The 24,729-nt window shown below is 68.1% G+C and carries 22 protein-coding genes; 12 read left to right on the top strand and 10 right to left on the bottom strand.

Going from position 1 to position 24,729, the window contains the following annotated elements; all coding sequences use genetic code 11:
- Positions 1–64 precede the first annotated feature (64 nt).
- The 3 genes from AC1RRW_RS07645 to groES form a co-directional block, all read right to left on the bottom strand.
- Positions 65–2,242 carry a methyl-accepting chemotaxis protein gene (locus AC1RRW_RS07645; protein WP_492900048.1) on the bottom strand — a complete coding sequence of 726 codons (2,178 nt, stop codon included), beginning with the start codon at positions 2,240–2,242 and terminating at the stop codon, positions 65–67.
- Positions 2,243–2,688: 446 nt separating this feature from the next.
- On the bottom strand, positions 2,689–4,329 hold the full coding sequence (gene groL, locus AC1RRW_RS07640; RefSeq protein WP_492900047.1) for a chaperonin GroEL: 1,641 nt from the start codon (positions 4,327–4,329) through the stop codon (positions 2,689–2,691).
- A 46-nt stretch (positions 4,330–4,375) separates the two neighbouring features.
- Positions 4,376–4,663, bottom strand: coding sequence for a co-chaperone GroES (gene groES, locus AC1RRW_RS07635; RefSeq protein WP_476846971.1), 288 nt, complete (start codon positions 4,661–4,663; stop codon positions 4,376–4,378).
- 228 nt (positions 4,664–4,891) lie between these two features.
- Between groES and AC1RRW_RS07630 the strand changes: the two genes are divergently transcribed.
- Positions 4,892–5,359, top strand: a complete 468-nt coding sequence (locus tag AC1RRW_RS07630; RefSeq protein WP_492900045.1) for a MarR family winged helix-turn-helix transcriptional regulator — start codon at positions 4,892–4,894, stop codon at positions 5,357–5,359.
- A gap of 89 nt (positions 5,360–5,448) precedes the next feature.
- A complete protein-coding gene (locus AC1RRW_RS07625) occupies positions 5,449–5,928 on the top strand; it encodes a PaaI family thioesterase (RefSeq protein WP_492900044.1) in 480 nt (159 codons plus the stop codon).
- A gap of 2 nt (positions 5,929–5,930) precedes the next feature.
- Here AC1RRW_RS07625 and AC1RRW_RS07620 read toward each other — a convergent pair whose 3' ends face one another.
- Both AC1RRW_RS07620 and AC1RRW_RS07615 read right to left on the bottom strand, forming a co-directional pair.
- On the bottom strand, positions 5,931–6,773 hold the full coding sequence (locus AC1RRW_RS07620) for a DMT family transporter (RefSeq protein WP_492900043.1): 843 nt from the start codon (positions 6,771–6,773) through the stop codon (positions 5,931–5,933).
- Complete coding sequence (locus tag AC1RRW_RS07615; RefSeq protein WP_492900042.1) at positions 6,770–7,273, bottom strand: GNAT family N-acetyltransferase; 504 nt, start codon at positions 7,271–7,273, stop codon at positions 6,770–6,772. Before AC1RRW_RS07615 ends, AC1RRW_RS07620 begins: the two co-directional genes overlap by 4 nt.
- 131 nt (positions 7,274–7,404) lie before the next feature.
- Here AC1RRW_RS07615 and AC1RRW_RS07610 point away from each other — a divergent pair, with 131 nt between their 5' ends.
- Both AC1RRW_RS07610 and AC1RRW_RS07605 read left to right on the top strand, forming a co-directional pair.
- The gene (locus AC1RRW_RS07610; RefSeq protein ID WP_492900041.1) at positions 7,405–7,746 is read left to right on the top strand and encodes a nucleotidyltransferase family protein; all 342 of its coding nucleotides are present in this window, start codon (positions 7,405–7,407) and stop codon (positions 7,744–7,746) included.
- Between the two features lie 177 nt (positions 7,747–7,923).
- Positions 7,924–8,049 (top strand): HepT-like ribonuclease domain-containing protein, encoded by a 126-nt coding sequence (locus AC1RRW_RS07605; protein ID WP_492900040.1) that lies wholly within the window; start codon positions 7,924–7,926, stop codon positions 8,047–8,049.
- Between the two features lie 5 nt (positions 8,050–8,054).
- On the opposite strand, the gene AC1RRW_RS07600 is transcribed toward AC1RRW_RS07605, so the two are convergent.
- Positions 8,055–8,819, bottom strand: a complete 765-nt coding sequence (locus AC1RRW_RS07600; protein ID WP_492900039.1) for a sulfite exporter TauE/SafE family protein — start codon at positions 8,817–8,819, stop codon at positions 8,055–8,057.
- A 111-nt stretch (positions 8,820–8,930) separates the two neighbouring features.
- Between AC1RRW_RS07600 and AC1RRW_RS07595 the strand changes: the two genes are divergently transcribed.
- Together AC1RRW_RS07595 and AC1RRW_RS07590 are read left to right on the top strand one after the other, a co-directional pair.
- Positions 8,931–10,376 carry a lipopolysaccharide biosynthesis protein gene (locus AC1RRW_RS07595; protein ID WP_492900038.1) on the top strand — a complete coding sequence of 482 codons (1,446 nt, stop codon included), beginning with the start codon at positions 8,931–8,933 and terminating at the stop codon, positions 10,374–10,376.
- Between the two features lie 430 nt (positions 10,377–10,806).
- Complete coding sequence (locus tag AC1RRW_RS07590) at positions 10,807–11,625, top strand: L,D-transpeptidase (RefSeq protein WP_492900037.1); 819 nt, start codon at positions 10,807–10,809, stop codon at positions 11,623–11,625.
- A gap of 73 nt (positions 11,626–11,698) precedes the next feature.
- Here the strand turns inward: AC1RRW_RS07590 and AC1RRW_RS07585 are convergent, their stop codons facing one another.
- The 4 genes from AC1RRW_RS07585 to AC1RRW_RS07570 all read right to left on the bottom strand — a co-directional run bounded on the left by AC1RRW_RS07585 (position 11,699) and on the right by AC1RRW_RS07570 (position 16,434).
- Positions 11,699–12,475 carry a DUF2076 domain-containing protein gene (locus tag AC1RRW_RS07585; RefSeq protein WP_492900036.1) on the bottom strand — a complete coding sequence of 259 codons (777 nt, stop codon included), beginning with the start codon at positions 12,473–12,475 and terminating at the stop codon, positions 11,699–11,701.
- 110 nt (positions 12,476–12,585) lie between these two features.
- On the bottom strand, positions 12,586–13,890 hold the full coding sequence (locus AC1RRW_RS07580; RefSeq protein WP_492900035.1) for a UDP-glucose dehydrogenase family protein: 1,305 nt from the start codon (positions 13,888–13,890) through the stop codon (positions 12,586–12,588).
- A gap of 177 nt (positions 13,891–14,067) precedes the next feature.
- The gene (locus AC1RRW_RS07575) at positions 14,068–14,826 is read right to left on the bottom strand and encodes a L,D-transpeptidase (protein ID WP_492900034.1); all 759 of its coding nucleotides are present in this window, start codon (positions 14,824–14,826) and stop codon (positions 14,068–14,070) included.
- 192 nt (positions 14,827–15,018) lie between these two features.
- A complete protein-coding gene (locus AC1RRW_RS07570; RefSeq protein WP_492900033.1) occupies positions 15,019–16,434 on the bottom strand; it encodes an MATE family efflux transporter in 1,416 nt (471 codons plus the stop codon).
- A 137-nt stretch (positions 16,435–16,571) separates the two neighbouring features.
- On the opposite strand from AC1RRW_RS07570, the gene AC1RRW_RS07565 reads away from it, so the two are divergent.
- The 6 genes from AC1RRW_RS07565 (at position 16,572) to AC1RRW_RS07540 (ending at position 24,727) form a co-directional block, all read left to right on the top strand.
- Positions 16,572–18,074, top strand: coding sequence for an amidase (locus AC1RRW_RS07565; RefSeq protein ID WP_492900227.1), 1,503 nt, complete (start codon positions 16,572–16,574; stop codon positions 18,072–18,074).
- A 58-nt stretch (positions 18,075–18,132) separates the two neighbouring features.
- On the top strand, positions 18,133–19,362 hold the full coding sequence (locus tag AC1RRW_RS07560) for a Zn-dependent hydrolase (RefSeq protein ID WP_492900032.1): 1,230 nt from the start codon (positions 18,133–18,135) through the stop codon (positions 19,360–19,362).
- Between the two features lie 90 nt (positions 19,363–19,452).
- A complete protein-coding gene (locus AC1RRW_RS07555; protein WP_492900031.1) occupies positions 19,453–20,865 on the top strand; it encodes an amidase in 1,413 nt (470 codons plus the stop codon).
- A 218-nt stretch (positions 20,866–21,083) separates the two neighbouring features.
- Positions 21,084–22,682, top strand: coding sequence for an ABC transporter substrate-binding protein (locus AC1RRW_RS07550; RefSeq protein ID WP_492900030.1), 1,599 nt, complete (start codon positions 21,084–21,086; stop codon positions 22,680–22,682).
- Between the two features lie 189 nt (positions 22,683–22,871).
- Complete coding sequence (locus AC1RRW_RS07545; protein WP_492900029.1) at positions 22,872–23,813, top strand: ABC transporter permease; 942 nt, start codon at positions 22,872–22,874, stop codon at positions 23,811–23,813.
- Positions 23,810–24,727, top strand: coding sequence for an ABC transporter permease (locus AC1RRW_RS07540; RefSeq protein WP_492900028.1), 918 nt, complete (start codon positions 23,810–23,812; stop codon positions 24,725–24,727). Before AC1RRW_RS07545 ends, AC1RRW_RS07540 begins: the two co-directional genes overlap by 4 nt.
- Positions 24,728–24,729 lie beyond the last annotated feature (2 nt).

Here is a 24,729-nt window from a genome sequence, read left to right as displayed (position 1 = left end):
CTGTCGCGGCGACTGTCGACAGATCATGCAGGCGTGGTGAACCGCGCGGGATGCGCAGCCGGGTTCAGGCGGCCTGGCGGCTCGCGGCCTCGCCGTCCCGGGCCACGTCAGCCTTGTCGAGCCGGGCGAGCGATTCCGCCAGCGTCGCCATGCGCTCCCGGCTTTCGGTCACCAGACGCGAGATGTCGCGCGCGGACTCGGCCGACTGGTGCGCGAGCGAGCGCACCTCGGCCGCGACGACGGCGAAGCCCTTCCCGGCGTCCCCCGCCCGCGCGGCCTCGACCGCGGCGTTCAGCGCCAGAATATTCGTCTGGAAGGCGATGTTGTCGATATAGGACACGATGTCTGCGATGCGCTGGCTCGATTGCAGCACGTCCTTCATCGCCACGCTGGTCTCGTCGACGGCGCGGCGTCGGTCCGAGACGTCGATCCCGCACATCAGGACATTGGCGACATTGCCCTGAATGTCGCGCATGCCCGAGAACACGGCGTCGAGCGAACGATGTCCACTCTTCGTCGGCCATGTCACTTCCCGGCGAATGCTCTCGCCGGCCCGCAATTGCGCGCAGTCCGCGATCGGCAGCAGGCGGTCGAGGCTGACGGCCGCGCCCTCGGTCTGCGCCTCCCATTTCAGCAATGCGGCGTTCGCCGCCGAGATCGCGCCGTCGAACTTCCACTCGGCAAGAGCGTTGGTCTCGCCGATCGTTTCCAGTTTGGTCGTGAACTCCAACGCACGCTGCTTGGTGTCGGTCACATTCGCCTGGATCGAGATGAACCGTTCGACCCGGCCATCGGCGCCCAGCACGGGATTGATCGCCAGGCTGATCCAGTAGGGTTGGCCATCGCGGGTGTAGTTCAGGATTTCCTCGTAGAACGCTTCGCCGCGATCGAGCTTGCAGCGGATGCGCTTGACCGTCTCGGGATCGGTATGGGCGCCCTGCAGAACCTTGCCGGGGCTCTTGCCCATGACGTCGGCCGCCTTGAAGCCGCTCAGTCGCTCGAAGCCGCTGTTGACGTATTCGATCCGGCGCTGCGCATCGGTGATGATGACCGAATTGTCGGTGCCGTTCGCGACCAGCGACAACTGGTTCATGATGGCGCGCCGCTCGATCTCGGCTGTGATGTCGGTGGCGTATTTGACCACCTTGAAGGGCATGCCGTTGAGGTCGAAGATCGGATTGTAGGACGCCTGGATCCAGACCTCGCGTCCGCCCTTGCCGCGCCGGCGGAACTCCCCCGCGACATAATCGCCGCGTCCCAGCGCCGCCCAGAAGTCCCGATAGGCCGCGCTCTGCGCTTCCGGGGGCGGCATGAAGATGCTGTGATGCTGGCCGATGACCTCGGCGGCGCCATAGCCGACCGTCTTGAGGAAGTTCTCGTTGGCGTTGAGGATCGTGCCGCGCAGATCGAACTCGATCACGGCCTGCGATCGCCCGATCGCCGCGACCTGGCCGGAATAGTCGACCAGCTTCAGCTTGGTGGCGGTGACGTCGCTGGCGAATTTGACGACCTTGAACGGCTTGCCGTTGAGGTCGAAGATCGGGTTGTAGGACGCCTGGATCCAGACCTCGCGGCCGCTCTTGGTCAGGCGCTTGAACTCGGCGCTGAAGAACTCGCCCTTGCGCAGGCGGTTCCAGAACTCGCGATAGCCGTCGCTGGCGCGCTCGGCCGGGGTCACGAACATCTGGTGGTGACGGCCCTCGACCTCGGGCAGTCCATACTCCATCAGAGCGAGGAAATTGGCGTTCGCCGCGAGGATGACGCCGTCGAGGTTGAACGAGATCACCGCCTGGGACCGGCCGATCGCCTCGATCTGGCCGGAATGATCGGCGCTGCGGATTTTGCTGTCGGTGATGTCGGTCGCGAATTTGACGACCTTGTAGGGCTTGCCGTCGCCATCGAGCATCGGGTTGTAGGTTGCCTGGATCCAGATCTCGCTGCCGTCCTTGCGGATGCGCATGTATTCGGCGGTTTCGAACTCGCCGCTGCGGAGCCTTTTCCAGAATTGCCGATAGGCCTCCGACGCGCGCTCTTCCGCCGTGACGAAGATGCTGTGGTGCTGGCCCACGACCTCGTCCCGGGCGTATCGCATCGCGTTCAGGAAATTGGCGTTCGCATCGAGGATGCGGCCGTCGAGATCGAACTCGATCACGGCCTGCGACCGGCTGATCGCCGCGACCTTGGCTTCCAGTTCGCGCCGCGCCAGATCGACGGGTGGCGATTTCCGGGATCGGGAGAACATGGCTCGTCTGTTCCTTCGCCAGGCGGGAGCGGATGCGTGTCGCGGGCCTGCAACCTGAGGTAAGTAGTCTCTATCTGTAAAATCGCTCGGAATGGTTGAGGAACTGTGAAGATTCAGCGTCTATTTGCGGAAAATGACCATGTTTCCGCCTAAAATTTCGTTTTTTGTAGAGCAATGAAGGCGGCACGTCCGAACGGCCTTTCAACGCCTGCTCCGGGATTGTGCAACTCAAGATTGATAAATGAAAAGGCCCGGCTTGCGCCGGGCCTCGTCTGTCTGGGCCGGATGGCTGGATCGGAAATCCATGCCGCCACTGGAACCGGGCTTGCCCGGTTCCAGAGATCCAAGGAGGTGGGCGTTTGGATTTCGATCAGAAATCCATGCCGCCACTGGAACCGGGCTTGCCCGGTTCCAGAGCTCCAAGGAGATGGGCGTTTGGATTTCGATCAGAAATCCATGCCGCCCATGCCGCCGCCGCCGCCCATCGGGGGCATCGGCGAGTCCTTCTTCGGCGCCTCGGCGATCATCGCCTCGGTGGTGATCAGCAGGCCGGCGATCGAAGCCGCGTCCTGGATCGCCGTGCGCACGACCTTGGTCGGATCGATGATGCCGGCCTTGACCAGGTCGCCATACACGCCGGTCTGGGCGTTGTAGCCGTAGGCGTATTCCTTCGACTCGAGCAGCTTGCCGACCACGACCGCGCCGTCGTCGCCGGCGTTGTCGACGATCTGCCTGGCCGGGGCCATGATCGCCTTGCGGACGATCTCGACGCCGGTCTTCTGGTCGTCGTTCTGGGTCTTGATCGACTTGACGGTCGAGAGCGCGCGCAGGAGGGCGACGCCGCCGCCCGGCAGGACGCCTTCCTCGACAGCCGCGCGGGTCGCGTTGAGGGCGTCGTCGACGCGGTCCTTCTTCTCCTTGACCTCGACCTCGGTCGCGCCGCCGACGCGGATGACGGCGACGCCGCCGGCGAGCTTGGCCAGGCGCTCCTGGAGCTTCTCGCGGTCGTAGTCCGAGGTGGTCTCCTCGATCTGCGCCTTGATCTGCGCGACGCGGCCCTCGATGTCCTTCTTCTTGCCGGCGCCGTCGATGATCGTGGTGTTCTCCTTCTCGATGCGCACCTTCTTGGCGCGGCCGAGCATGGCGAGCGTCACGGTCTCGAGCTTGATGCCGAGGTCTTCCGAGATCATCTGGCCGGCGGTCAGGATCGAGATGTCCTCGAGCATGGCCTTGCGGCGGTCGCCGAAGCCCGGCGCCTTGACGGCCGCGACCTTCAGGCCGCCGCGGAGCTTGTTGACGACGAGCGTGGCCAGGGCCTCGCCCTCGACGTCCTCGGCGATGATGAGCAGCGGCTTGCCGGTCTGCACGACGGCCTCGAGGATCGGCAGCATCGCCTGGAGCGAGGAGAGCTTCTTCTCGAAGACGAGGATGTAGGGGTCTTCCAGCTCGGCGACCATCTTCTCGGCATTGGTGATGAAGTAGGGCGAGAGATAGCCGCGGTCGAACTGCATGCCCTCGACGACGTCGAGTTCGGTCTCGGCGGTCTTGGCCTCCTCGACGGTGATGACGCCCTCGTTGCCGACCTTCTGCATGGCGGTCGCGATCATCTTGCCGACCGACTCGTCGCCGTTCGCCGAGATGGTGCCGACCTGCGCGACTTCCGCGTTGGTCGTGACCTTCTTGGAGTTCTTCTTCAGGTCGGAGACGATCGCATCGACCGCGAGGTCGATGCCGCGCTTCAGATCCATCGGGTTCATGCCGGCGGCCACCGACTTCAGGCCTTCGCGCATGATGGCGGCGGCGAGAACGGTCGCGGTCGTGGTGCCGTCGCCGGCGGCGTCGTTCTGCTTCGAGGCGACTTCGCGCACCATCTGCGCGCCCATGTTCTCGAACTTGTCGGAGAGCTCGATCTCCTTGGCGACGGTGACGCCGTCCTTGGTGATGCGCGGCGCGCCGAACGACTTGTCGATCACGACGTTGCGGCCCTTGGGACCGAGCGTCACCTTGACGGCGTTGTTGAGGATTTCGACGCCGCGCAGCATCCGGTCGCGGGCATCGGTGGAGAACTTGACGTCTTTGGCTGCCATGAGAGCAACTCCTTGTGGAATTTGGGGAAAGGCGGTCGCAGGCCGGTCAGCCGATCACGCCCATGATGTCGGATTCCTTCATGATCAGGAGGTCCTGGCCATCGATCTTGACCTCGGTGCCCGACCACTTGCCGAAGAGGACGCGGTCGCCCTTCTTGACGTCGAGCGGGGTCAGCTTGCCGGCCTCGTCGCGGCCGCCCGGGCCGACGGCGATGACCTCGCCCTCCTGGGGCTTTTCCTTGGCGGTGTCGGGGATGATGATGCCACCCTTGGTCTTCTCCTCGCCATCCAGGCGACGGACCACGACGCGGTCATGCAAAGGACGGAACTTCATGGTTCTGTCTTCCTCTCGAATCGAATTTTGCTGCGGGCCGCCCGAACGGCGCCCGCGACGGGGCATCCGTTAGCAGTCACGCAAGGAGAGTGCTAAGGGATGGCGCGGAGATAGGCGCGGGCCTCGCCCGAGTCAAGGAAGCATGCGGCGGAAGGTGAATTCCGCGCGCGACACCAGGGCCGGAACGGTCCGCTGCCAAATCCGATACGAACACGCTAGCATGGCGGGATGACGACGCCTTCTTCCCACCCTCGTCCTGATCCCAGGCTCGACGACATCGCCCGCTCCTGCGTCGCGCTGCACGTGCGCATGACGGCGCGCGCCGTGACGCGGGCCTATGACGAGGCGATGCGCCCGAGCGGGCTCAAGATCACCCAGTTCGTGCTGCTCTCGGCGCTGAGCACCGGGCAGTGGAAGTCGGTCACGGAGCTGGCCGAACGCTTCGCGCTGGAGCGGACCTCGCTCACCCGCAATCTCCAGCTTCTGGCGGCGGAAGGGCTGGTGGAACCCGTGATCTGCAAGGGCCGCGCCTCGATCTATGCCGTCACCGACCAGGGCAGGGCGGCGATCGAGGCCGCGATCCCGTATTGGCGGGCGGCGCAGGACCGGATCGAGAGCGGGCTCGGCGAAACGCGCTGGGGCGAGACCCGCGAAGGACTGAAGGCGCTGCGCCGGATCGCGCGCCAGCCGGCCTGACGACGTGATCGAGAGCGGCTTGACCCGCCCGGCGTCCGCTGCCTATAGTGTATCTACACAATAGATGAGCGGACATGGATGGAGCAGACATGGCGCGGCAAATCGGGGTCGTCTCACGCGAGGTTCTGCTGGCGGGGGGCGGCGTCGCCTTCCTGCGCGGCATGCTGGAAGGCCGCCATCCCGGCGCGCCCTTCGCGGCCGAGATGGACTTTGAATTGGCCGAGGTCGAGGAAGGCCGCGTCGTCTTCACCGGCAGGCCCTCGGCCCGCTTCTTCAACCCGCTCGGCACGATCCATGGCGGCTGGACCGCGACGATCCTCGATTCCGCCATGGCCTGCGCGGCGCATTCGACGTTGAAGGCGGGCGAGGGCTACACCACGCTGGAGATGAAGCTGAACTATGTCCGCGCGGTGATGCCCGAGAGCGGGCCGGTGCGCTGCGAGGGCAGGCTGATCCATCGCGGCGGGACGGTTATCACCACCGAGGGGCGGCTGGTCGACGAGCGCGGCAGGCTGCTCGCGCATGGCGCGGAAACCTGCCTTGTCTTCTCGGCGAAGGCGAAAAGCTGAACCTATCGCCGGCTCACCGCGACCGCCCCCGCCACGATCAGCAGCGCCCCGGCATAGGTCGTGATCAGCGGTATCTCGCCGAACATCAGGTAGCCGAGCAGGCTCGCCCAGATCAGCGCCGTGTATTCGATCGGCGCCAGCCGCGAGGCCTCGGCCCGGGCGAAGGCCGAGGTCAGCGACAGGTGCCCGCCGACGGCGAGCGCGCCGGCGAGCGCGTAAGCGGCGAGATCGGCCAGCGTCATCGGCACGAAGGCGAGCGCCGCCGGAACGGCGAGGCACAGGGCCGGCCCGCAGTTCTGGAAGACCACGATGACGGCGGGATGCTCCTTCAGCGCGATGCGGCGCAGCAGGACGAGGTTGAAGGCGTAGGCCACGGCCGAGAACAGCGCGGCCGCGACGCCGAGCTCGGCGCTCGGCATGTTCCCCTGCAGCCGCGGCCAGACCATCACCAGCATGCCGACGACGCCGAAGCCGAGCGCGGTGAAGATGCGGCTGTCGAGCTTTTCCTTCAGCAGCAGGCCGCCGAGCAGGGCGACGAAGACCGGCGCGAGAAACGAGAGCGTCAGCGCTTCCGCCAGCGGCAGCACCGAGATCGAATAGAAGAAGCTGCCGGCCGTGACCACGACCACCGGCACGCGGATGGCGTTGCCGATCAGGCTCGCGCGCGTCGGGAAGGCCGGGCGCACCAGCGCCAGCACGGCGAGCGAGCAGAGCCCGCCCATGGCGAAGCGCATGAACACCGCCACGATGAAGGGATGCTCGCGCATCTGCCCTTTGATGACCGCGTCCATCGCGGTCAGTAGCGCGATGCCGAGCATGGCGCGCAGCGCCGTCGTCGGATTCATGGCGCGGGGCCGGCGAGAGGTTTGCGGAAGTGGTATTCCCAGGTCGCCGAGACGTCGGCGAGATAGCGCTCGCCCGGCCAGCGCACGAAGCCGAGCTTTTCGTAGAAACGGTGGCCGCGCGCGAAGCGGCTGTCGGACCACAGCATCAGCTCGGAAAAGCCTCCGGCCTCGGCGAAGGCGAGCGCGCGGGAAAACAACGCCTGCGCCAGCCCGGAGCCGCGAAAGGCCGGATCGGCATAGACCTTGACGATCTCGGCCGCGTTCTGCTCCGGCAGCGGCACGACGCCGAGCGAGCCGGCGATGCCGCCACCCGGCGCATCCGCCACCCAGAGCCGTCCGCCCTTCGCCGCGAAGTGGCTAGCAGGCGCCCGCAGCTCGGGAAACTCCGGCCACTCGAACAGGCAGTTCGGATATTCGGCGAAGCTCGCCGCGATCAGCGCGGCCAGCGGTTCGGAATCGCTGTCGCGGGCGTCGCGGATCGGCGGCAGGGCGGTGGTCATGTCTCCGGCATAACGATAGCGCCTCGCCCACGACAGGGGGCGGGCAGGGCAGTCCTATTCGGCTGACGCATGCCGAGGCTTGGCGGCTGCCCGCGTTCCCTGTCATCGCCCTTTGCGCCATACTGCGCATGATGAAACGCGAGATCGCCCTGCGGGAGCTGAACCAGCGAGCCGATGCCCTCAGGGCGATGGGCGCGACATCGCTTTACTCGTTCGGCTCGACGGTTCGCGACGAGGCCGCCGACGGTAGCGATATCGACTTGTTTATCGACTATGATCGGGAGAGCCGTTTTTTGTTGCTCGATCTCGTGGGGATCAAACTCTACCTCGAAGACGAATTGCTCATCCCCATCGACTTGACGACACGCGACAGCCTCTATCCTTTGCTAAGCGCGCGCATTCAGCAGGACGCGGTTAGGGTTGTTCCGATGAGGCGCGACCGTCTTCGTCTTCGACATCGAAGCGGCGATTGAGGGGCATCATCTAGGCAACGAACGGCAAGACGCTGGACGAATTCCGCTCGAGTTGGGTGCTTCGTCATGGCGTTAGCGCGGCGTCGAGATCATCTCGGAAGCGGCGCGCCATCTCCCACCGGATATCTGACGCGTCATTCCGAAATCCCCTGGCCTAAGGTTCGGGCTGTCGGAAATGTGCTGCGTCATGAGCATCAAGGCATTTCGGACGAGATCATCTGGAGCGTGGTCAAAGACGATCTCCCGCGCTTGCAGGCGGTGATGGCGGCGATCCGTCTTGAGCTGGAGTCAGGACCGGCCTGACGACCTCAATCCCACAGCGCCAGTCCCGCATCCGCCGTCAGCTTCAGCGCCGCCACGAACAGCATCCCGTAGCACCAGAGGAACAGCGTCTTCTGGTCGAGCCGGTCATGCGCGATGCGGCCGAGCCAGATGCCGAACGGCACGGCGGGCGCCAGGGCCAGCGCGCCCCGGAGCGCGTCCGGGTTCTTCAGCCCGAGCAGGAGATAGGGCGGCAGCTTCAGCCAGTTGGCGAGCGTGAACAGCGCGATCGTGGTGCCGACCAGCAGGCTCTTGGGCAGGCCGCGCCCGAGCAGGTATATCGCCACGGGCGGTCCGCCGGCATGGGCGACGAAGGTGGTGAAGCCCGACGCCGTGCCGGCCAGAAGCGCGAGCGGAGGCGAGACCGGCCGCTGCGCCGGCGCGGCAAGCCGGCCCGTCAGGAACCATTGCAGCGTGAAGGCGAGCGTGGTCAGGCCGATGACCAGCGTGACGATGCGCGGATCGACATGGACGAAGACGAGATAGCCGATGCCGATGCCGACCACGAGCCCGGGCAGGAGCCAGACCAGATCGGGCTTCGAGCGGGTCTCGGCGCCGAAGCGCCGCAGCGCGATGAGGTCCATCAGCGACACCAGCATGGCGACGATGATGGCGGCGTCGAGCGGCTTCACCACGAAGGCGAGCAGCGGGATGCCGAGAATGGCGAGCCCGCCGCCGAAGGCGCTCTTGCCGACGGCGATGACGAGGATCGTCGTCCAGCCGACGAGATAGAACAACGGATCGGTCGGCATCAGCTCGGCGCTTGGAAAACAGGCGTCATGTGGTTACGCCAATTTCCGGCCCCGTCTCCGGCATCCGCCTGAGTCGCGAGGCCTCCGCCGCCCCGCCGCGACCGAGCCGACATGACCGTCCTCGTGCCCTTCGTCATCAATGCCGGGCTGAATTTCGTCCTCGGACTGCTCATCGCCTATTGTCTCGGGCCGGCCGAGTTCGGCCGCTACGCCATAGGCGCGGCGATCATCGTGCTGGTCAATACGGCGCTGCTCGACTGGGTCAGGCTCTCGGCGTTGCGCTTCTATTCGCTGACGACGCGCGCGACCCAGCCCGAGATCCGCGCCACGCTCGACCTGCTGGTCGCCGGCATCAGCATCTCGACGGCCGCGCTGCTCGTCGCCGCCGTCGCGGCCGGCATCGACTTCAGGCTGCCGGCGATGCTGCTCTCGGCCGCCGTGCTGGCCGGGATCGGGGCGGGGCTGTTCGACTATCATGGCGCGATCGCCCGCGCCCGCTTTCTCGATGCCGCCTATGCGAAGCTGATCGTCGTCAAGAACGTGCTGGCGCTCGTCCTGATGGTCGGCGGCGCCTGGCTGACGCGCGATCCGACGGTGGTGCTGCTCGGCGGGCTGCTCAGCGTCGCGGTCGCGCTGCTGGCGGTGCGCCGGGCGCTGGCCGATGCGCCGCTCTCGATCGGGGCGGCGCGCAAGGACATCGCCTGGATGTTCTTCGTCTACGCGCTGCCGCTCGTCGCCGGCAACGCGATCTACTCGCTGATCCCGCTGATGAACCGCTCGCTGCTCGCCTCCGCCCATGGCTATGCCGAGGCCGGTTATTTCTCGCTTGCCTCCGATATGGGCCTGCGGCTGTTCGGCGCGCTCGGGGCGACGCTCGAGATCGTGCTGCTGCGTGAGATCATCCGGCTCGACGAGACGCGCGGCCGGCGCGCCGCCGAAAGGAAGATCGCGAAGAACGTCGTCATCGTGCTGGCGGTGGCGCTGCCAGTGGCCGCCGGACTTTGGCTGGCGCTTCCGGCCTTCGACCGGCTGATCGTGCCGTCGAACTTCCAGGGCCGCTTCGCCGCCTATATGGCGATCCTGCTGCCGGGCTTCGCCGCGATCACGATCTTTCAGGCGGCGCTCTACCCGGTCTTCCTGATCGGCAAGCGCACCGGCATCGCCACGCTGGTCGCGCTGCTCGGCCTCGCGGTCAATGTCGGCGTGGTCGCCGCTTTCGCGCTCGGCGGCGAGCCGCGCGCCTATGCGATCGCCCAGAGCGCGGGTTTCCTGACCGTGTTGGCGGTGACCGCGATCGCGGCCCTGCGCGCCCTGCCGGAATGGCCGCCCTTGCGCGATTGCGGGCTCGTTGTGCTCGCCTGCTGCGTCATGGCCGCCGCGATCTGGCCGCTCCGGGGCAGCCTCGCCGCGCCGCTCGAACTCGCCTTGCAGATCGCCATCGGCGGCGCGATCTATCTGGCGATCGTCTGGATCGGCGATGTCGCACGATTGCGCACCGCGCTAATGCTGTGGTGGACGATGCGCAAGAGCCGCAAAGCCGGAAGGGCGACGACATGAAAGCGATCCCGATCGCGGCGATCTTCGCCGGGCTTGCCGTCCGCGCCGCCGGCCCCGCGCTTGGACGGGCCGCCCCTCGGTTCGTCGGCCGCTGGGCTGGCGGCCTATTTCCGCGAGGCGGACGCGTGCCCCGCGTCCGCGCCGCCGCGGGCCGACGCGGCGCGCCCTACATCATCGCCAGGGCCCCAACGGCGGCGTCATGCCGCGCCGGCCGGATGAAAGCCGGACCGGCGAGCATGTCGTGAAATCGTCCGTGCTCGGCAGGCGGACAACCTTTCGTTCACCGTGTCCATTGCCGATCCGCTAAGGTTAATTCGCTGAATTGGCGGGATCAATCCGCTCATGGCCGCATCGCGGCGAACGATTCACCATTTCTTTTAAGAACGACGCCCAGGCTCTTTCGCAGGTTGATGTCGAGAGAGTTTGCGTCATGCGTTCAGTCCGCTTCCTGACCTTCACCGCGCTGGCCGGGGTGCTGGCGTTAACCGGCTCCGCCGCCGCGCAGAGCTTCGGCCAGCCCGCCAGGCCCGATCCGTTTACAAGGGGCTCGATGCCTGCCCGAGGCGGCAACTATGGCGGCGGCTTCATCGAGATGCTGATGACGGGCCGCGATCCGACGCCGCAGGCGCGCGGCGGCGCGGTCTACAACCACCCGGGCGCGCAGGCTGCCTATGGCCAGCGCAGCCACCCGGCCGGCTATGGATCCGATCCCTTCGCGCCGGCCATGGAGCAACGGGCTCCAGGCCGCCGCGTGGCGGCTCTGGGCGAGCCGGTCGAGGCCGGGCGCCCGGTCGAGCGCGTCATCGATCCGCGCTTCCGCAAGCAGGAGGTCGCCTATGATGGCAAGCAGGCGCCGGGCACGATCGTCATCGACACGCCGCAGCGCTTCCTCTTCCTCGTCCAGCCGGGCGGGCGGGCGCTGCGTTACGGCATCGGCGTCGGCCGTCCCGGCTTCGAATGGGCCGGGATGAAGCCCATCACCCGCAAGGCGGAATGGCCGAGCTGGACGCCGCCGCCCGAGATGCTGAAACGCCGTCCCGACCTGCCGCGCTTCATGACCGGGGGGCCGGACAATCCGATGGGCGCGCGCGCCATGTATCTCGGCTCGTCGCTCTATCGCATCCACGGCACCAACGAACCCGACACCATCGGTCAGGCGGTGTCCTCCGGCTGCATCCGCATGACCAATGACGACGTCGTCGATCTCTACGAGCGCGTCCGCGTCGGTACGAAAGTGCTGGTGATCTGAGGCAACGGATCGGTCAGCAGAAAGCCCGCCCGGCGCGAGCCGGGCGGGCTGTTCTCATTGTCGGCGCGCGGCTTCAGGCCCAGCTGTCGTCGTCGCTGCCGCCGAAGCTGGAGCCGTCGTCGTAGCCCGCGTCCCGCGGCGCGTCGTAGCCGGCGTTCTGGTAGTTCGCGGCGTTGGACGACCCGTCGTCGTAGTTCGTGTTGTCGCTGGCCGTCTGCGTGTTGGCCGCCTGGTCCTTCGGCGCGGAGCCGCTGGCGCTCTCCGCCGCCTTGGCCCCGCCGCCGAAGGCGTTGGTCAGCGCGTTGCCGAGCATCATGCCGCCGGCGACGCCGGCGGCGGTGGTCACCGCGGTCGCCATGAAGCCGCCGCCGCGCGGGGGCGGTTGCTGCTGCTGGCCGTTCCAGGGGCCGGGCTGCTGCGGCATGCCCTGATGCGGGCCGTCCTGCATCGGCGCGGCCTGCATCGGTCCGGCCTGCGGCGCGTTCCAGGCCGCGGACGGCTGGCCGGGCGCACGCTGCGGCATGGCCGGCACGGAGCCCGCGCGCGGCGCGGCCTCGTCATGACGTCCGCCGAAGATGCCGGAGAAAAACCCGCCCGACTGGGCCGGCGCGCTGTGCTGGCGGTTCTGCGCGTCGCGCAGCCGCGCCTGCAGATCCTCGACCTGCGACTGAAGGTTGGCCAGCGCGGCCTCCTGCACATAGACGGCCTGCGCCATGGCGTAGGGCGCATAGGGCTGGTCGCGCAGGCGCTCGGCGATGTAGCGTTCAGCCTCGGGGTCGCGGGGCTGGTTAGCCGCCGGACGCAGGCGGTCGAAAATCCCGGCGATCACGTCGCGTTCTTGCGGCGTCATCGTCATCTCCTCTCATCACTGGGCGGCGCGGCTGCGCGGCCTCGCGGAAGGTGGGGCGCGGCTGTGACGGTATCAAGGCGCAGCGAAGCGCCGGAACTCGGCAATTCCGCTCAGGCGTTGCCGATATTGCTGTAGCGGAAGCCGCGCCGGCGCATGTCCTCCGAGCGATAGATGTTGCGCAGGTCGACGACGACGGGCTCGCGCAGCTTCGCCTTGACGCGGTCGAGGTCGAGCGCGCGGAAAGCGTCCCATTCCGTGACGATGACGAGCGCGTCGGCCCCGTCGAGGCAGGAATAGGCGTCGGCCGCATAGGTCACGTCCGGCATCAGCGCCTTCGCGGCCTCCATGCTCTCGGGGTCGTAGGCGACGACGCTCGCGCCGGCGTCCTGCAGCGCCGTGATGACGGCGATCGAGGGCGCCTCGCGCATGTCGTCGGTGTTGGGCTTGAAGGCGAGGCCGAGCACCGCGACCGTCTTGCCGCGCACGGCTCCGTCGCAGGCGGCGACGACCTTGCGCGCCATGGCGCGTTTGCGCTGGTCGTTGACGGCGACGACGGTCTCGACGATGCGCAGGGGGCTCGCCAGATCCTGCGCCGTCTTCATCAGGGCGAGCGTGTCCTTCGGGAAGCACGAGCCGCCATAGCCCGGGCCGGCGTGCAGGAACTTGGCCCCGATACGGTTGTCGAGCCCGATGCCGCGCGCCACCTCCTGGACGTTGGCGCCGACCGCCTCGCACAGGTCCGCCATCTCGTTGATGAAGGTGATCTTGGTCGCGAGATAGGCGTTGGCGGCGTATTTGATCAGCTCGGAGGTGCGGCGCTGCGTGAACAGCAGCGGCGCGGCGTTGAGGTAGAGCGGCCGATAGACATCCTCCATCACGGCCCTGGCGCGCGGGTCGTCGGTGCCGATGACGATCCGGTCGGGCCGCTTGAAGTCGGCGATCGCCGCGCCCTCGCGCAGGAACTCGGGATTGGAGACGACGGCGAAGTCCGCGTCCGGGCGCGCCTCGCGCATGATCCGCTCGACCTCGTCGCCGGTGCCGACCGGCACGGTCGACTTGGTCACGACGACGGTGAAGCCGTCGAGCGCCGCGACCACGTCGCGCGCCGCCTGGTAGACGTAGGACAGGTCGGCATGGCCGTCGCCGCGCCGCGCCGGGGTGCCGACCGCGATGAAGACGGCGTCCGCCTGCGCGACAGGCCCGGTCAGGTCGGCGGTGAAGGTCAGTCGGCCCTGGCGCATATTGCTGGCGACCAGCGCGTCGAGGCCGGGTTCAAAGATCGGAATCTCGCCGCGGTCGAGCGCCGCGATCTTGGCCGAGTCGGTGTCGACGCAGGTCACGACATGGCCGAAATCGGCGAAGCAAGCGCCCGACACAAGGCCGACATAGCCCGATCCGATCATCGTCACGCGCATGGGCGGGTCTTTCTCGCCTGAAGGTTCGCCGGAAGGCGGGCCGGCTCATGGAAGCCGCCCCGCCTACAGCAGATTGCGTGGCGCGCACAACAGGAAGCCCGCCATCGGCTTGTGATGGCGGGCGAGGGTCTCGTTGCGATGACGCTTGGCCGGCTTGCCCCGCCGAGGCAGGAGGCCTCAGATGCTGTCGTCGGGCGGCGGGATCGAGCCGTCCTCGTCCGGATCCGGGGCCAGCAGCTTGCCGCGGTTCAACACCACGACGGTCGTGCCAGTCGGGACGCGGCTGTGCAGGTCGATGATGTCCTGGTTGAACATCCGGATGCAGCCGCTCGAGACCGACTTGCCGATCGACCAGGGCTCGGAGGTGCCGTGGATGCGGTAGAGCGTGTCGCGGTTGCCCTGGTAGAGATAGAGCGCGCGCGCGCCGAGGGGGTTGTCGAGCCCGGCCGCCATGCCGCCCGCCCAGGGACCGTTCTTCTCGGGGTCGCGCGCGATCATCGCCGCGGTCGGCGTCCAGCGCGGCCATTGGGCCTTGCGCCCCACGGTGGCGCGGCCGCGCCACGACATGCCCTGCTTGCCGACGCCGATGCCGTAGCGGATGGCGCGGCCGCCCTCGCGGACGAGATAGAGATAGCGGTTGTCGGTATCGACCACGATCGTGCCCGGCGCCTCGCGCGTCGGATAGGCGACCTCCTGGCGCAGGAAGCGCGGATCGACCTCGGTGAGATCGGTCGCCGGCAGCGGGAAGGTCTCTTCCGGCTGCTCGCCATACATGGCGAGATACTGGGCGCTGATGCCCGGCGGGGTCGCGACCTCGAAGGGCTGCGGCTGCGCGCTGACGCAGGCGCCGAGCGCCAGCGGCATCAGCAATAGAGCGAGCCGGCCGAGCAGGCGCTGAAGAAGGGGACGGGCCGGGAGGTTTGTGGCGGGGGACATGAAGTTTGGCTCTGCTTGTCTGATATTGCGGACGGGCGGATAACGAAAGGACAGGCCTCTGGTTCCCTAGATGCGCTGCACAATGCCTTCAAGGCCCGCGGCATGGCGGCGGGGTGAACAGATCATGGCGAAAACGTGTCAGATACGGACTGTTGCGATTCGGCAACGGACGGATGCGCCGGGCCGCGTCCGTCACGACAGGTGACGCCCCGCGGGCTGAACGGCGACCAGCCCGAGCCGCTCGCGCCGATGCCAGCGCCACAGCATCAGCGCCGCGACGATGGCCAGCCCGACCGCCAGCCCGACCCAGATGCCGACGCCGGCGAGCGGCGTCCGGAAGCCTAGAACGGCCGAGAGCGGCAGGCCGAAGCCCCAGTAGCCGAGCATGGCGAACAGCATCGGCATGCGGGTGTCGCCGAGGCCTCTCAGCACACAGGCGCCGACGACCTGCGCGCCGTCGGCGATCTGGAAGATCGCGGCCCAGAGCATGAAGGCGATCGCCAGTTCCGCCACGGCGGCCGCCCCGGGCTGCGCCCTGTCGAGGAACGGCGCGATCAGCCAGTGCGGCGCGAGCAGCATCGCCAGCGCCGTCAGCGTCATGAAGCCGATGGCGAGGGCGATCGCGGTCGCGCCGGCCCGGGTGACGCTGTCGGGATCGCCGGCGCCGAAGGCCCGCCCGACCCTGACCGTGCCCGCCTGGCCGATGCCGAGCGGGACCATGAAGGTCAGCGAGGCGATCTGGATCGCGATGGCGTGCGCCGCGAGCGAGTTCGGCCCGATCAGCCCCATCAGGAAGGCCGCGCCGCTGAAGATCAGCACCTCGAAGCCGGTCGCCGCGCCGATCGGCAGCCCGAGCCGCCAGAGCCCGCGATAGCGCGGCCAGTCCGCGACCCAGAAGCGGCCGAACAGGCGGTAGCGCCGGAAGCGCCGGTCGCGCGTCACGACGAAGGCGAGCCCGAGCAGCATGAGCAGCGAGGACAAGGACGTCGCCAGCCCGGAGCCCGGCAGGCCGAGCGCCGGAAGGCCGAGCCGGCCGAACATCAGGCACCAGTTCGCCAGGGCGTTGAAGGCGACGGCCGCGATCACCACGACCATCGCCCAGAACGGCCGCTGCAGCGCAGCCAGAAAACCGCGCAGCACGAGGTAGAGGAAGAAGGGCAGCAGGCCCCATTGCAGGGTGCGGACATAGGACCCCGCCGCCCTGGACAGGGCCGGATCCTGCCCCATCGCCAGCAGCACGGCCTCGGCCTGCCAGAGGAAGAGCCACATCGGCAGGGCGAGCGTCAGCGCCGCCCAGAAACCCTGGCGCACGGTGCGCCGGATCTCGCGCACGGCATGGCGGTTGCGCCCGAGCTCGATCGCCAGCATCGGCGGCACCGCGCCCATCACCCCGATGCCGAAGATCAGCACGGCGAGATAGAGATTCGCCCCGAGGGCCCCGGCGGCGAGCGCGTCCGGGCCGAGATGGCCCATCATCGCGACATCGGTCGTCGTCATCGCCGTCTGCGCGACATTGGTCAGAACGATCGGCCAGCCCAGCGCGAGCATCGCCCTCGCCTCGGTCGCCCAGGGATTTCGTCTCGGCACGGGCACGGCGGATTCGGACATGGCGATCTTTGGAACCGGGGCGTCGCTTCTATCCGGATCGCCGGGCGGGCGACAGCCGCGCCGGCGCAAGGCGCGGTTGCTTGGCCGATCTGCGCCGGGCGCGCGCTGGCCTGTCGAAACAGTGCTGGCAGGCGTCGATGCGCCCGGCCATCATCGCGCTCCCGAGTCCGCGCAGCGAGACGACCGCCTTGGCCCCTTCAACCGATCCCGCGATCGTCTCCCTCGACGCGATGGCGCTGTCCTCGGCTATCCACGCCCGCACCATCTCCTGCGTCGCCGTGATGGAGGCCCATCTCGACCAGATCGAGCGCTTCAACCCGGTCGTCAACGCCATCGTCTCGATGCGCCCGCGCGAGGTGCTCCTTGCGGAAGCCGCCGCCTGCGATGCCGAACTCGACGCCGGGCGCTCGCGCGGCTGGATGCACGGCTTCCCGCAGGCGATCAAGGATCTGGCCGATTGCGCCGGCTTCGCCACGACCAAGGGTTCGCCGGTCTTCGCGGACATCGTCGCCCCTGCCGACGCGATCTTCGTCGCGCGGATGCGGGCGGCGGGCGCGATCTTCGTCGGCAAGACCAACACGCCGGAGTTCGGGCTCGGCTCGCACACCTTCAACCCGGTCTTCGGCCCGACCCGCAACCCCTACGACCAGTCGCGGACGGCCGGCGGCTCCAGCGGCGGGGCCGCGACCGCGCTCGCCATGCGCATGCTGCCGGTCGCCGACGGCTCCGACCATGGCGGCTCGCTGCGCAACCCGGCCGCCTTCAACAACGTGCTCGGCCTGCGCCCGGCCCATGGCCGCGTGCCGGCGGCGGTCGACGAGGTCTTCCTGCCGGGCATGAGCGTCGCCGGGCCGATGGCGCGCAAGACGAGGGATCTCGCGGCGCTGCTCGCGGTGCAGGCCGGCCATGACCCGCGCGCGCCGATGTCGATCCGGCAGGACCCGGCCGGCTTCCTCGGTCCGCTCGATCGCGACGTGAAGGGCCTGAGGATCGGCTGGCTCGGCGATCTCGACGGGCATCTGGCGATGGAGGAAGGCGTCGCCGCGCTCTGCCGCGAGGCGCTCAAGGCCTTCGAGGGGCTCGGCGCGACCGTCGAGGACGCGAGCCTCGGCTTCGATCCCGAGGCGATCTGGCAGGCGTGGCGCAGCCTGCGCTCCTGGCAGATCGGCCATGCCCTGCTGCCGATCCACGCCGACCCGGCGCGGCGCGGCCTGCTCAAGCCGGAAGCGGCATGGGAGATCGAGCAGGGGCTGGCGATGTCGGGCGGCGACGTGCTCAAGGCGTCCGCTTTGCGCTCGGCCTGGTATCAGCAGGTCGTCAGGCTGTTCCAGCGCTACGACGTCCTGGCGCTGCCGAGCGCGCAGGTCTTTCCCTTCGCGATCGAGACCCATTGGCCGCGCGAGATCGCCGGCCGGGCGATGGATTCCTATCACCGCTGGATGGAGGTCGTCGTGGCGGTGACCATGTCCGGCTGCCCGGCGATCAGCGTTCCGGCCGGCTTCAACGCGGCGGGCCTGCCGATGGGCATGCAGCTTTGGGGGCCGAACCAGTCCGAGCGCTTCCTGCTCGAACTCTCGCAGGCCTATGAGGATGCGACCGGCTGGGTCGAGGCGCGCAAGCCCGACCTGCTTGCCGGCTGAGCCGACGCCCCGGGCCCGCCCCGCCACCGCATTCCCGTCCGCCATGGAGACTTTGTCGATGAGCACCAATCTGCGGATCGACGGCGACAGGCTGGTCTCGCGACTGGCGGCGCTGTCGCGGATCGGCGCGACGCCCGAGGGCGGCTGCCGGCGGCTCGCCTTGTCCGACGAGGACAGGCAGGGCCGCGACTGGCTGGTCGGCGAACTGAAGGCGCTCGGCCTCGATGTCCGCGTCGATGCGATCGGCAACATCGTCGGCATCCTGAAAGGGCAGCAGGAGGGGCCGGCCGTCATCCTCGGCTCGCATATCGACACGGTCGGCACCGGAGGGCGCTTCGACGGGGCGCTCGGCGTCGTCGCCGGCGTCGAGGTGCTGGCGGCGCTGAAGGATGCCGGCCTGATGCCGAAGCGCGACATGGCGGTGATCGCCTTCACCAACGAGGAGGGCGCGCGCTTCCATCCCGACATGCTCGGCTCCCATGTCTGGGCCGGCGGCATGAGCGTGGCCGACGCCCATGCCGAGCAGGATTCCGACGGCGCCGTGCTCGGCGAGGAGTTGCGCCGCATCGGCTACGAGGGAACCGAGCCGCCGGGCTTCCTCGAGGCGCATGCCTATCTCGAGCTTCATATCGAGCAGGGGCCGGTGCTGGAGAGCGAGGGCGGCGGGCTCGGCGCGGTCACCGGCGTCCAGGCGATCTGCTGGCTCGAACTCACGCTCAAGGGCAAGCCCAGCCATGCCGGCACCACGCCGATGGCCTATCGCAAGGATCCGGGACTGGCGGCGGCGCGCATCAACCTCTTCGCCAACGATCTGACGAAGCGCATCCCCGGCCAGCTCGCCAATTCCGGCGTCATCCGCGTCCGGCCCGGCAACGTCAACGTCGTGCCTGAGACCGTCGTGATGACGCTCGACCTGCGCAATCCGCTCGACGCGCCGCTGGCGGAGGCGGAAGCGGCGCTGCGCCGGTTCTGCGCCGAACTCTCGGCCGCGGACGACATCGCGATCTCCTTCCGCGATCTCGCCCGCTTTCCGGCGACGGCCTTCGCGGAGGAGCTGATCGCCGATGTGGAGCGCGGCGCCGCGGAGCTCGGACTGCCGATCCGCCGGATGATCTCGGGGGCGGGCCACGACGCGCAGATGATGGCGCGGCTCTGCCCGACGGCGATGGTCTTCATCCCCTCGATCGGCGGCCTCTCGCACAACCCGGCCGAGTTCTCGACCGACGAGGACATGGTCAAGGGCGCGAACGTGCTGCTGAGCGCGGCGTGGCGCGTCGCGAATGCGTGACGTTGTCAAGCGAGACCTGATTCCCCTCCCCACAAGAGGGAGGGGAGGAGCTACGCTTGTCTCCGTCACTGCTTTCGAGAGACCTTTATCATGACCGCGATCGCTGCCCTTTCCGCCGCCGAACTCGGCCCGCTTTTCGCCTCCCGCACGCTCTCGCCTGTCGAGGTCGCGAAGGACGCGCTCGACCGGATCGAGCGCTTCGAGCCCGAGATCAACGCCTTCGTCGTTCGCGACGCCGAGGTCACGCTGGCGATGGCCGAGGCGGCCGAGACGCGCCATCTCAAGGGGCAGGCGCTAGGCCCGCTCGACGGCGTGCCGGTGACGATCAAGGACAATATCGGCATCGCCGGTTGGCCGATGCGGCGGGGTTCGGCGGTCGGCGGCGATGCGCCCTTCGCCCATGACGCGCCGGCGGCCGCGCGGCTGCGCGAGGCCGGCTGCGTCTTTCTCGGCAAGACGACGATGCCGGAATATGGCTGGAAGGGGGTCGGCGATTCCCCCCTGTCGGGAATCACCCGCAACCCCTGGAATACCGATACGGGGCCGGGCGGCTCCTCGGCTGGCGCGGCCTCCTGCGCGGCGCTCAATCTCGGCTGCATCCATCTCGGCACGGACGGGGCGGGCTCGGTGCGGATTCCCGCCGCCTTTACCGGCGTGGTCGGCCTGAAGCCGACCTATGGTCGCGTGCCGGCATGGCCGATCTCGACCATGGGCTTCCTCGCCCATCTCGGCCCGCTGACCCGCACGGTCACTGATGTCGCGCTGGCGATGAACGCGATCGGCCGGCCCGACAACCGTGACATGACGGCGACGATCGACGAACCGCCCGACTATGTCGCCGCGCTGAAGGGCGGCGTGAAAGGCCTGCGGCTCGCCTGGTCGCCGAGCCTCGGCGGCGACGTTCCGATCGATCCCGAGATCGCGGCGCTGACGCGAGAGGCGGCGTTCGCCTTCAGTGGTCTCGGCGCGAGCGTCGAGGAGGTCGATCCCGGCTTCGCCGACCCGATCGAGACCCTGATGACGATCTGGTCGGCGGGCGCGGCGCTCGCCTTGCGCGGCATTGGCAAGGCCGAGCGCGCGCGGATGGACCCCGGTCTCGTCGCGGTCGCGCAAGCCGGCGAACGCGTGCCGGGCGCGGGCTATGTCGATGCGCTGCTGAACCAGCGCAACGCGCTTGCGCATCGCATGGCGCAATTTCATGCACGCTTCGATCTGCTGCTGACGCCGACGCTGCCTCTGCCGGCTTTCGCCGTCGGCGCCAACACGCCTCCCCATGGCGGCTATGGCGACGACTGGACCCGCTGGACGCCCTTCACCTACCCCTTCAACATCACCCAGGCGCCGGCGATCTCGCTCCCCTGCGGACTGACCAAGACCGGTCTGCCGGCCGGCCTGCAGCTCGTGGCTGCATTCGGCCGCGATGCGCTTGTGCTGCGTGCGGCCGCCGCATTCGAGACGGCGCGGCCGTTCGCGCGGGTCAATGCGCCGATCAAATCGATTTAAGGCCATTATTCGCAATTTTGTACGGCGAGCGCAGCAAATCCGGCAGGGATTGCCAATTTTGCTTACGGTCGGCCGATCGGTTCCGTATGGCACGATGCGTGCAAGCGAACTCGGCGCTTAGGCCGTCCGTTTCGCGTGTTGTCAGGGCCGAATTTTCTGCCCAAACTCGCGCCAAGGTCGCCCGCACAGAGGTCGCCGCGTTCAGGGGAGAGCAAGTGATGGATCGCAGAACATTTCTGAAGACCGCGACGGGCGCCGGCGCGTTCGCCGCCGCCGGCGGGCTCGCCATGCCGGCGCTGTCGCAGGGCGCCGCCGCCAGGACCCTGCGCTTCGTGCCGCAGGCCAACCTCGCCAATTTCGACCCGATCTGGGGCACGCAATATGTCGTGCGCAACGCCGGCCTGCTGGTCTGGGACACGCTCTACGGCATCGACGACAAGTTCCAGCCCAAGCGCCAGATGGCAGCCGGCGAGGAGGTCTCCGCCGACGGCCTGACCTGGACCTTCAAGCTGCGGCCCGGCCTCAAATTCCACGACGGTTCGCCTGTCCTCGCCAAGGACGCCGTCGCCAGCCTGATCCGCTGGTCGGCCCGCGACCCGATGGGCCTGATGATCCGTGCGATCCAGAACGAGATCACAGCCGTCGACGACACGACCTTCAAATGGTCGCTGAAGCAGCCCTATCCAAAGATGCTGTTCGCGCTCGGCAAGAACAACTCGCCCTGCTCCTTCATCATGCCGGAGCGCATCGCCAAGACCGATCCGTTCACGCAGATCACCGAATATATCGGCTCGGGGCCGATGAAATTCGCCCGCGGCGAATGGGTGCCCGGCGCCAAGGCGGTGTTCGAGAAGTTCGCCGACTACGTGCCGCGGGACGAGCCGGCCTCCTGGCTCTCCGGCGGCAAGAAGATGCTCCTCGACCGGGTCGAATGGGTCATCATGCCCGACGCGGCCACGGCCGCCGCGGCGCTCCAGAGCGGCGAGATCGACTGGTGGGAGACCGCGCTGTCGGACCTCGTGCCCGTGCTCAGGAAGAACGCCAACATCAACGTCGATATCGGCGATCCGCTCGGCAATATCGGCGCCTTCCGGATGAACCACCTGCATCCGCCCTTCAACAATCTCAAGGTTCGCCAGGCGGTGATGACGGCGCTGAACCAGGAAGACTACATGCGCTCGATCGTCGGCGACGACGACAAGCTCTGGAAGCCGATGGCGGGCTTCTTCACGCCCGGCACGCCGCTCTACACCGAGGAGGGCGGCGAGATGATGAAGGCGAAGAACGTCGCCGCCGCCAAGAAGCTGCTGGCGGAATCCGGCTACAAGGACGAGCCGGTGGTCTGCGTCGTCGCGCAGGACATGGCCGCGGTGAAGTCGATGGGCGACGTCACGGCCGAACTGCTCAAGAGCATCGGCATGAAGGTCGAGTTCGTCGCCACCGACTGGGGCACCGTCGGCGCGCGCCGCGCCCAGAAGACGCCGCCGAGCCAGGGCGGCTGGAGCATGTTCCACACCTGGCATGCCGGCGCCGACTGCGTGAACCCGGCCTCCTACACCGCCATACGCGCTAATGGCGACAAGGCCTGGTTCGGCTGGCCGGACGTGCCTGCGGTCGAGACCGAAGTCACCAACTGGTTCGACGCCAAGGACGCGGCCGAGGAGAAGGCGGCGATGGGCCGGCTCAACAAGGCCGCCGTCGAGAACGTGGTCTATGCGCCGACCGGCTTCTTCCTCGGCTACCAGGCCTGGCGCAAGAACGTCACCGGCGTGACCAGCGGACCGTTCCCGGTGTTCTGGGGCGTCACGAAGGCGTGATCGTCACAGGAGAGGGCGGTTCGCTCGGCCCTCTCCGCCGTCATCCCGGACAAGCCGCGCCGATCCGGGATCCATCATGGAACACCGACCGACCCCTATGGTGGATCCCGGGTCCGCGCTTCGCTTGTCCGGGATGACGTCGGCTTTTGACGAGAGCCGTATCCGCTCGAAACAGGTTTGCCCGCCCCGATGTTCGCATTCATCGTCAGACGCGTCATCACGACGATCCCCGTCATGGGGTTCGTCGCGCTGTTCGTCTTCTCGCTGCTCTACATCGCTCCTGGCGACCCGGCCGCCGTCATCGCCGGCGACCAGGCCTCGCCGGCCGATGTCGAGCGCATCCGCCAGTCGCTCGGGCTCGACCGGCCCTATCTCGTGCGCTTCGGCGAATGGTTCTTCCGCGTGCTGCAGGGCGATCTCGGCACTTCGATCTTCACATCGCTGCCGGTGACGCAGCTCATCGCCCAGCGCATCGAGCCGACCCTCTCGCTGATGGTGCTGACGCTGATCCTGGCGGTCTCGATCGCGGTTCCGCTCGGCGTGCTCGCCGCCTGGAAGGCCGGCACCTGGATCGACCGGGCCGTCGTCACCTTCGCCGTGTTCGGCTTCTCGGTGCCGGTCTTCGTCGTCGGCTACCTGCTCGCCTACACCTTCGCGCTCCAGCTCGACTGGGTTCCGGTGCAGGGCTACACGCCGCTTTCGCAAGGGCTCTGGCCCTGGTTCAGGAATTTGATCCTGCCCGCGATCACGCTCGGCTTCGTCTATATCGCGCTGATCGCCCGCATCACCCGCGCCTCGATGCTCGACGTGCTGCAGCAGGACTACATCCGCACCGCCCGCTCCAAGGGCGTCGCCCAGAACGCGATCCTGTTCGTGCACGCGCTCAAGAACGCCGCCGTGCCGATCATCACCATCATCGGCATCGGCGTCGCGCTCCTGATCGGCGGCGCGGTCGTCACCGAAAGCGTCTTCGCCATTCCCGGCCTCGGCCGGCTGACGCTGGATGCGATCCTGCGGCGCGACTATCCCGTCATCCAGGGCGTCGTGCTGATCTTCTCCTTCGTCTACGTGCTGGTGAACCTGATCATCGACCTGATCTACACCCTCGTCGATCCGAGGATACGCTATTGAACGCGCACCCCCCCGCTCCCGCGCCGGCCGATCTCGCGGTCGCGCCCGAGCTTCCCGACGTGCTGAAACCGCGCAAGCCGCTCAAGGGCTTCACCGGCTTCCTGCGCAAGAACCCCTCCATCGCGATCGGCGGCGCGCTGCTCGGCGTGATGTTCTTCATCGCCATCGTCGCGCCGCTGCTCTGGACGATGGATCCGACCGCGATCTCGCCGGCGCGGCGCACCCGGATGCCCTCCGAACTGTACTGGTTCGGCACCGACATGCTCGGGCGCGACATCTATTCCCGCGTCATCTACGGTGCGCGCATCTCGCTGCTGGTCGGCTTCAGCGTCGCGACGCTGGCCTCGATCGCGGGGCTGGCCATCGGCCTGTTCTCCGGTTTCGTGCGCGTCGCCGACGGCATCGTCATGCGCGTCATCGACGGCATGATGTCGATCCCGCCGATCCTGCTCGCCATCGCCCTGATGGCGCTGACCCGCGGCTCGGTGCAGAACGTCATCATCGCCATCACCATCGCCGAGATCCCGCGCGTCGCGCGCCTCGTGCGCGGCGTCGTGCTCTCGCTGCGCGAACAGCCCTATGTCGACGCGGCGATCGCGGCGGGCACCCGCACGCCGATGATCATCTTCCGCCACATCCTGCCCAACACCATGGCGCCGATGAGCGTGCAGGCGACCTATATCTGCGCCAGCGCCATGATCGTCGAGGCGATCCTGTCCTTCATCGGCGCCGGCGTGCCGCCGGCGACGCCGTCCTGGGGCAACATCATGGCCGAGGGGCGCGCGCTCTGGCAGGTGCGTCCGCACATCATCCTGTTTCCGGCGATCTTCCTCTCGCTGACCGTGCTGGCGGTGAACCTGCTCGGCGACGGCCTGCGCGACGCGCTGGACCCCCGCATGGCCAAGAACATCTAGAT

The organism is Allobosea sp. GW821-FHT12C12, assembly GCF_058807355.1.
This window is presented reverse-complemented; position numbering and strand designations above follow the sequence as displayed.

Excerpts from the sequence above, each read along its gene's own strand:
- AC1RRW_RS07555 (WP_492900031.1), top strand. The coding sequence starts at position 19,453 with ATGACCGCGATCGCTGCCCTTTCCGCCGCCGAACTCGGCCCGCTTTTC.
- AC1RRW_RS07570 (WP_492900033.1), bottom strand. The coding sequence starts at position 16,434 with ATGTCCGAATCCGCCGTGCCCGTGCCGAGACGAAATCCCTGGGCGACC.
- AC1RRW_RS07580 (WP_492900035.1), bottom strand. The coding sequence starts at position 13,890 with ATGCGCGTGACGATGATCGGATCGGGCTATGTCGGCCTTGTGTCGGGC.
- AC1RRW_RS07550 (WP_492900030.1), top strand. The coding sequence starts at position 21,084 with ATGGATCGCAGAACATTTCTGAAGACCGCGACGGGCGCCGGCGCGTTC.
- AC1RRW_RS07545 (WP_492900029.1), top strand. The coding sequence starts at position 22,872 with ATGTTCGCATTCATCGTCAGACGCGTCATCACGACGATCCCCGTCATG.
- AC1RRW_RS07575 (WP_492900034.1), bottom strand. The coding sequence starts at position 14,826 with ATGTCCCCCGCCACAAACCTCCCGGCCCGTCCCCTTCTTCAGCGCCTG.
- AC1RRW_RS07630 (WP_492900045.1), top strand. The coding sequence starts at position 4,892 with ATGACGACGCCTTCTTCCCACCCTCGTCCTGATCCCAGGCTCGACGAC.
- groL (WP_492900047.1), bottom strand. The coding sequence starts at position 4,329 with ATGGCAGCCAAAGACGTCAAGTTCTCCACCGATGCCCGCGACCGGATG.
- AC1RRW_RS07600 (WP_492900039.1), bottom strand. The coding sequence starts at position 8,819 with ATGCCGACCGATCCGTTGTTCTATCTCGTCGGCTGGACGACGATCCTC.
- AC1RRW_RS07590 (WP_492900037.1), top strand. The coding sequence starts at position 10,807 with ATGCGTTCAGTCCGCTTCCTGACCTTCACCGCGCTGGCCGGGGTGCTG.
- AC1RRW_RS07645 (WP_492900048.1), bottom strand. The coding sequence starts at position 2,242 with ATGTTCTCCCGATCCCGGAAATCGCCACCCGTCGATCTGGCGCGGCGC.
- AC1RRW_RS07585 (WP_492900036.1), bottom strand. The coding sequence starts at position 12,475 with ATGACGCCGCAAGAACGCGACGTGATCGCCGGGATTTTCGACCGCCTG.
- AC1RRW_RS07595 (WP_492900038.1), top strand. The coding sequence starts at position 8,931 with ATGACCGTCCTCGTGCCCTTCGTCATCAATGCCGGGCTGAATTTCGTC.
- AC1RRW_RS07620 (WP_492900043.1), bottom strand. The coding sequence starts at position 6,773 with ATGAATCCGACGACGGCGCTGCGCGCCATGCTCGGCATCGCGCTACTG.
- AC1RRW_RS07615 (WP_492900042.1), bottom strand. The coding sequence starts at position 7,273 with ATGACCACCGCCCTGCCGCCGATCCGCGACGCCCGCGACAGCGATTCC.
- AC1RRW_RS07625 (WP_492900044.1), top strand. The coding sequence starts at position 5,449 with ATGGCGCGGCAAATCGGGGTCGTCTCACGCGAGGTTCTGCTGGCGGGG.
- AC1RRW_RS07560 (WP_492900032.1), top strand. The coding sequence starts at position 18,133 with ATGAGCACCAATCTGCGGATCGACGGCGACAGGCTGGTCTCGCGACTG.
- groES (WP_476846971.1), bottom strand. The coding sequence starts at position 4,663 with ATGAAGTTCCGTCCTTTGCATGACCGCGTCGTGGTCCGTCGCCTGGAT.
- AC1RRW_RS07565 (WP_492900227.1), top strand. The coding sequence starts at position 16,572 with ATGCGCCCGGCCATCATCGCGCTCCCGAGTCCGCGCAGCGAGACGACC.
- AC1RRW_RS07610 (WP_492900041.1), top strand. The coding sequence starts at position 7,405 with ATGAAACGCGAGATCGCCCTGCGGGAGCTGAACCAGCGAGCCGATGCC.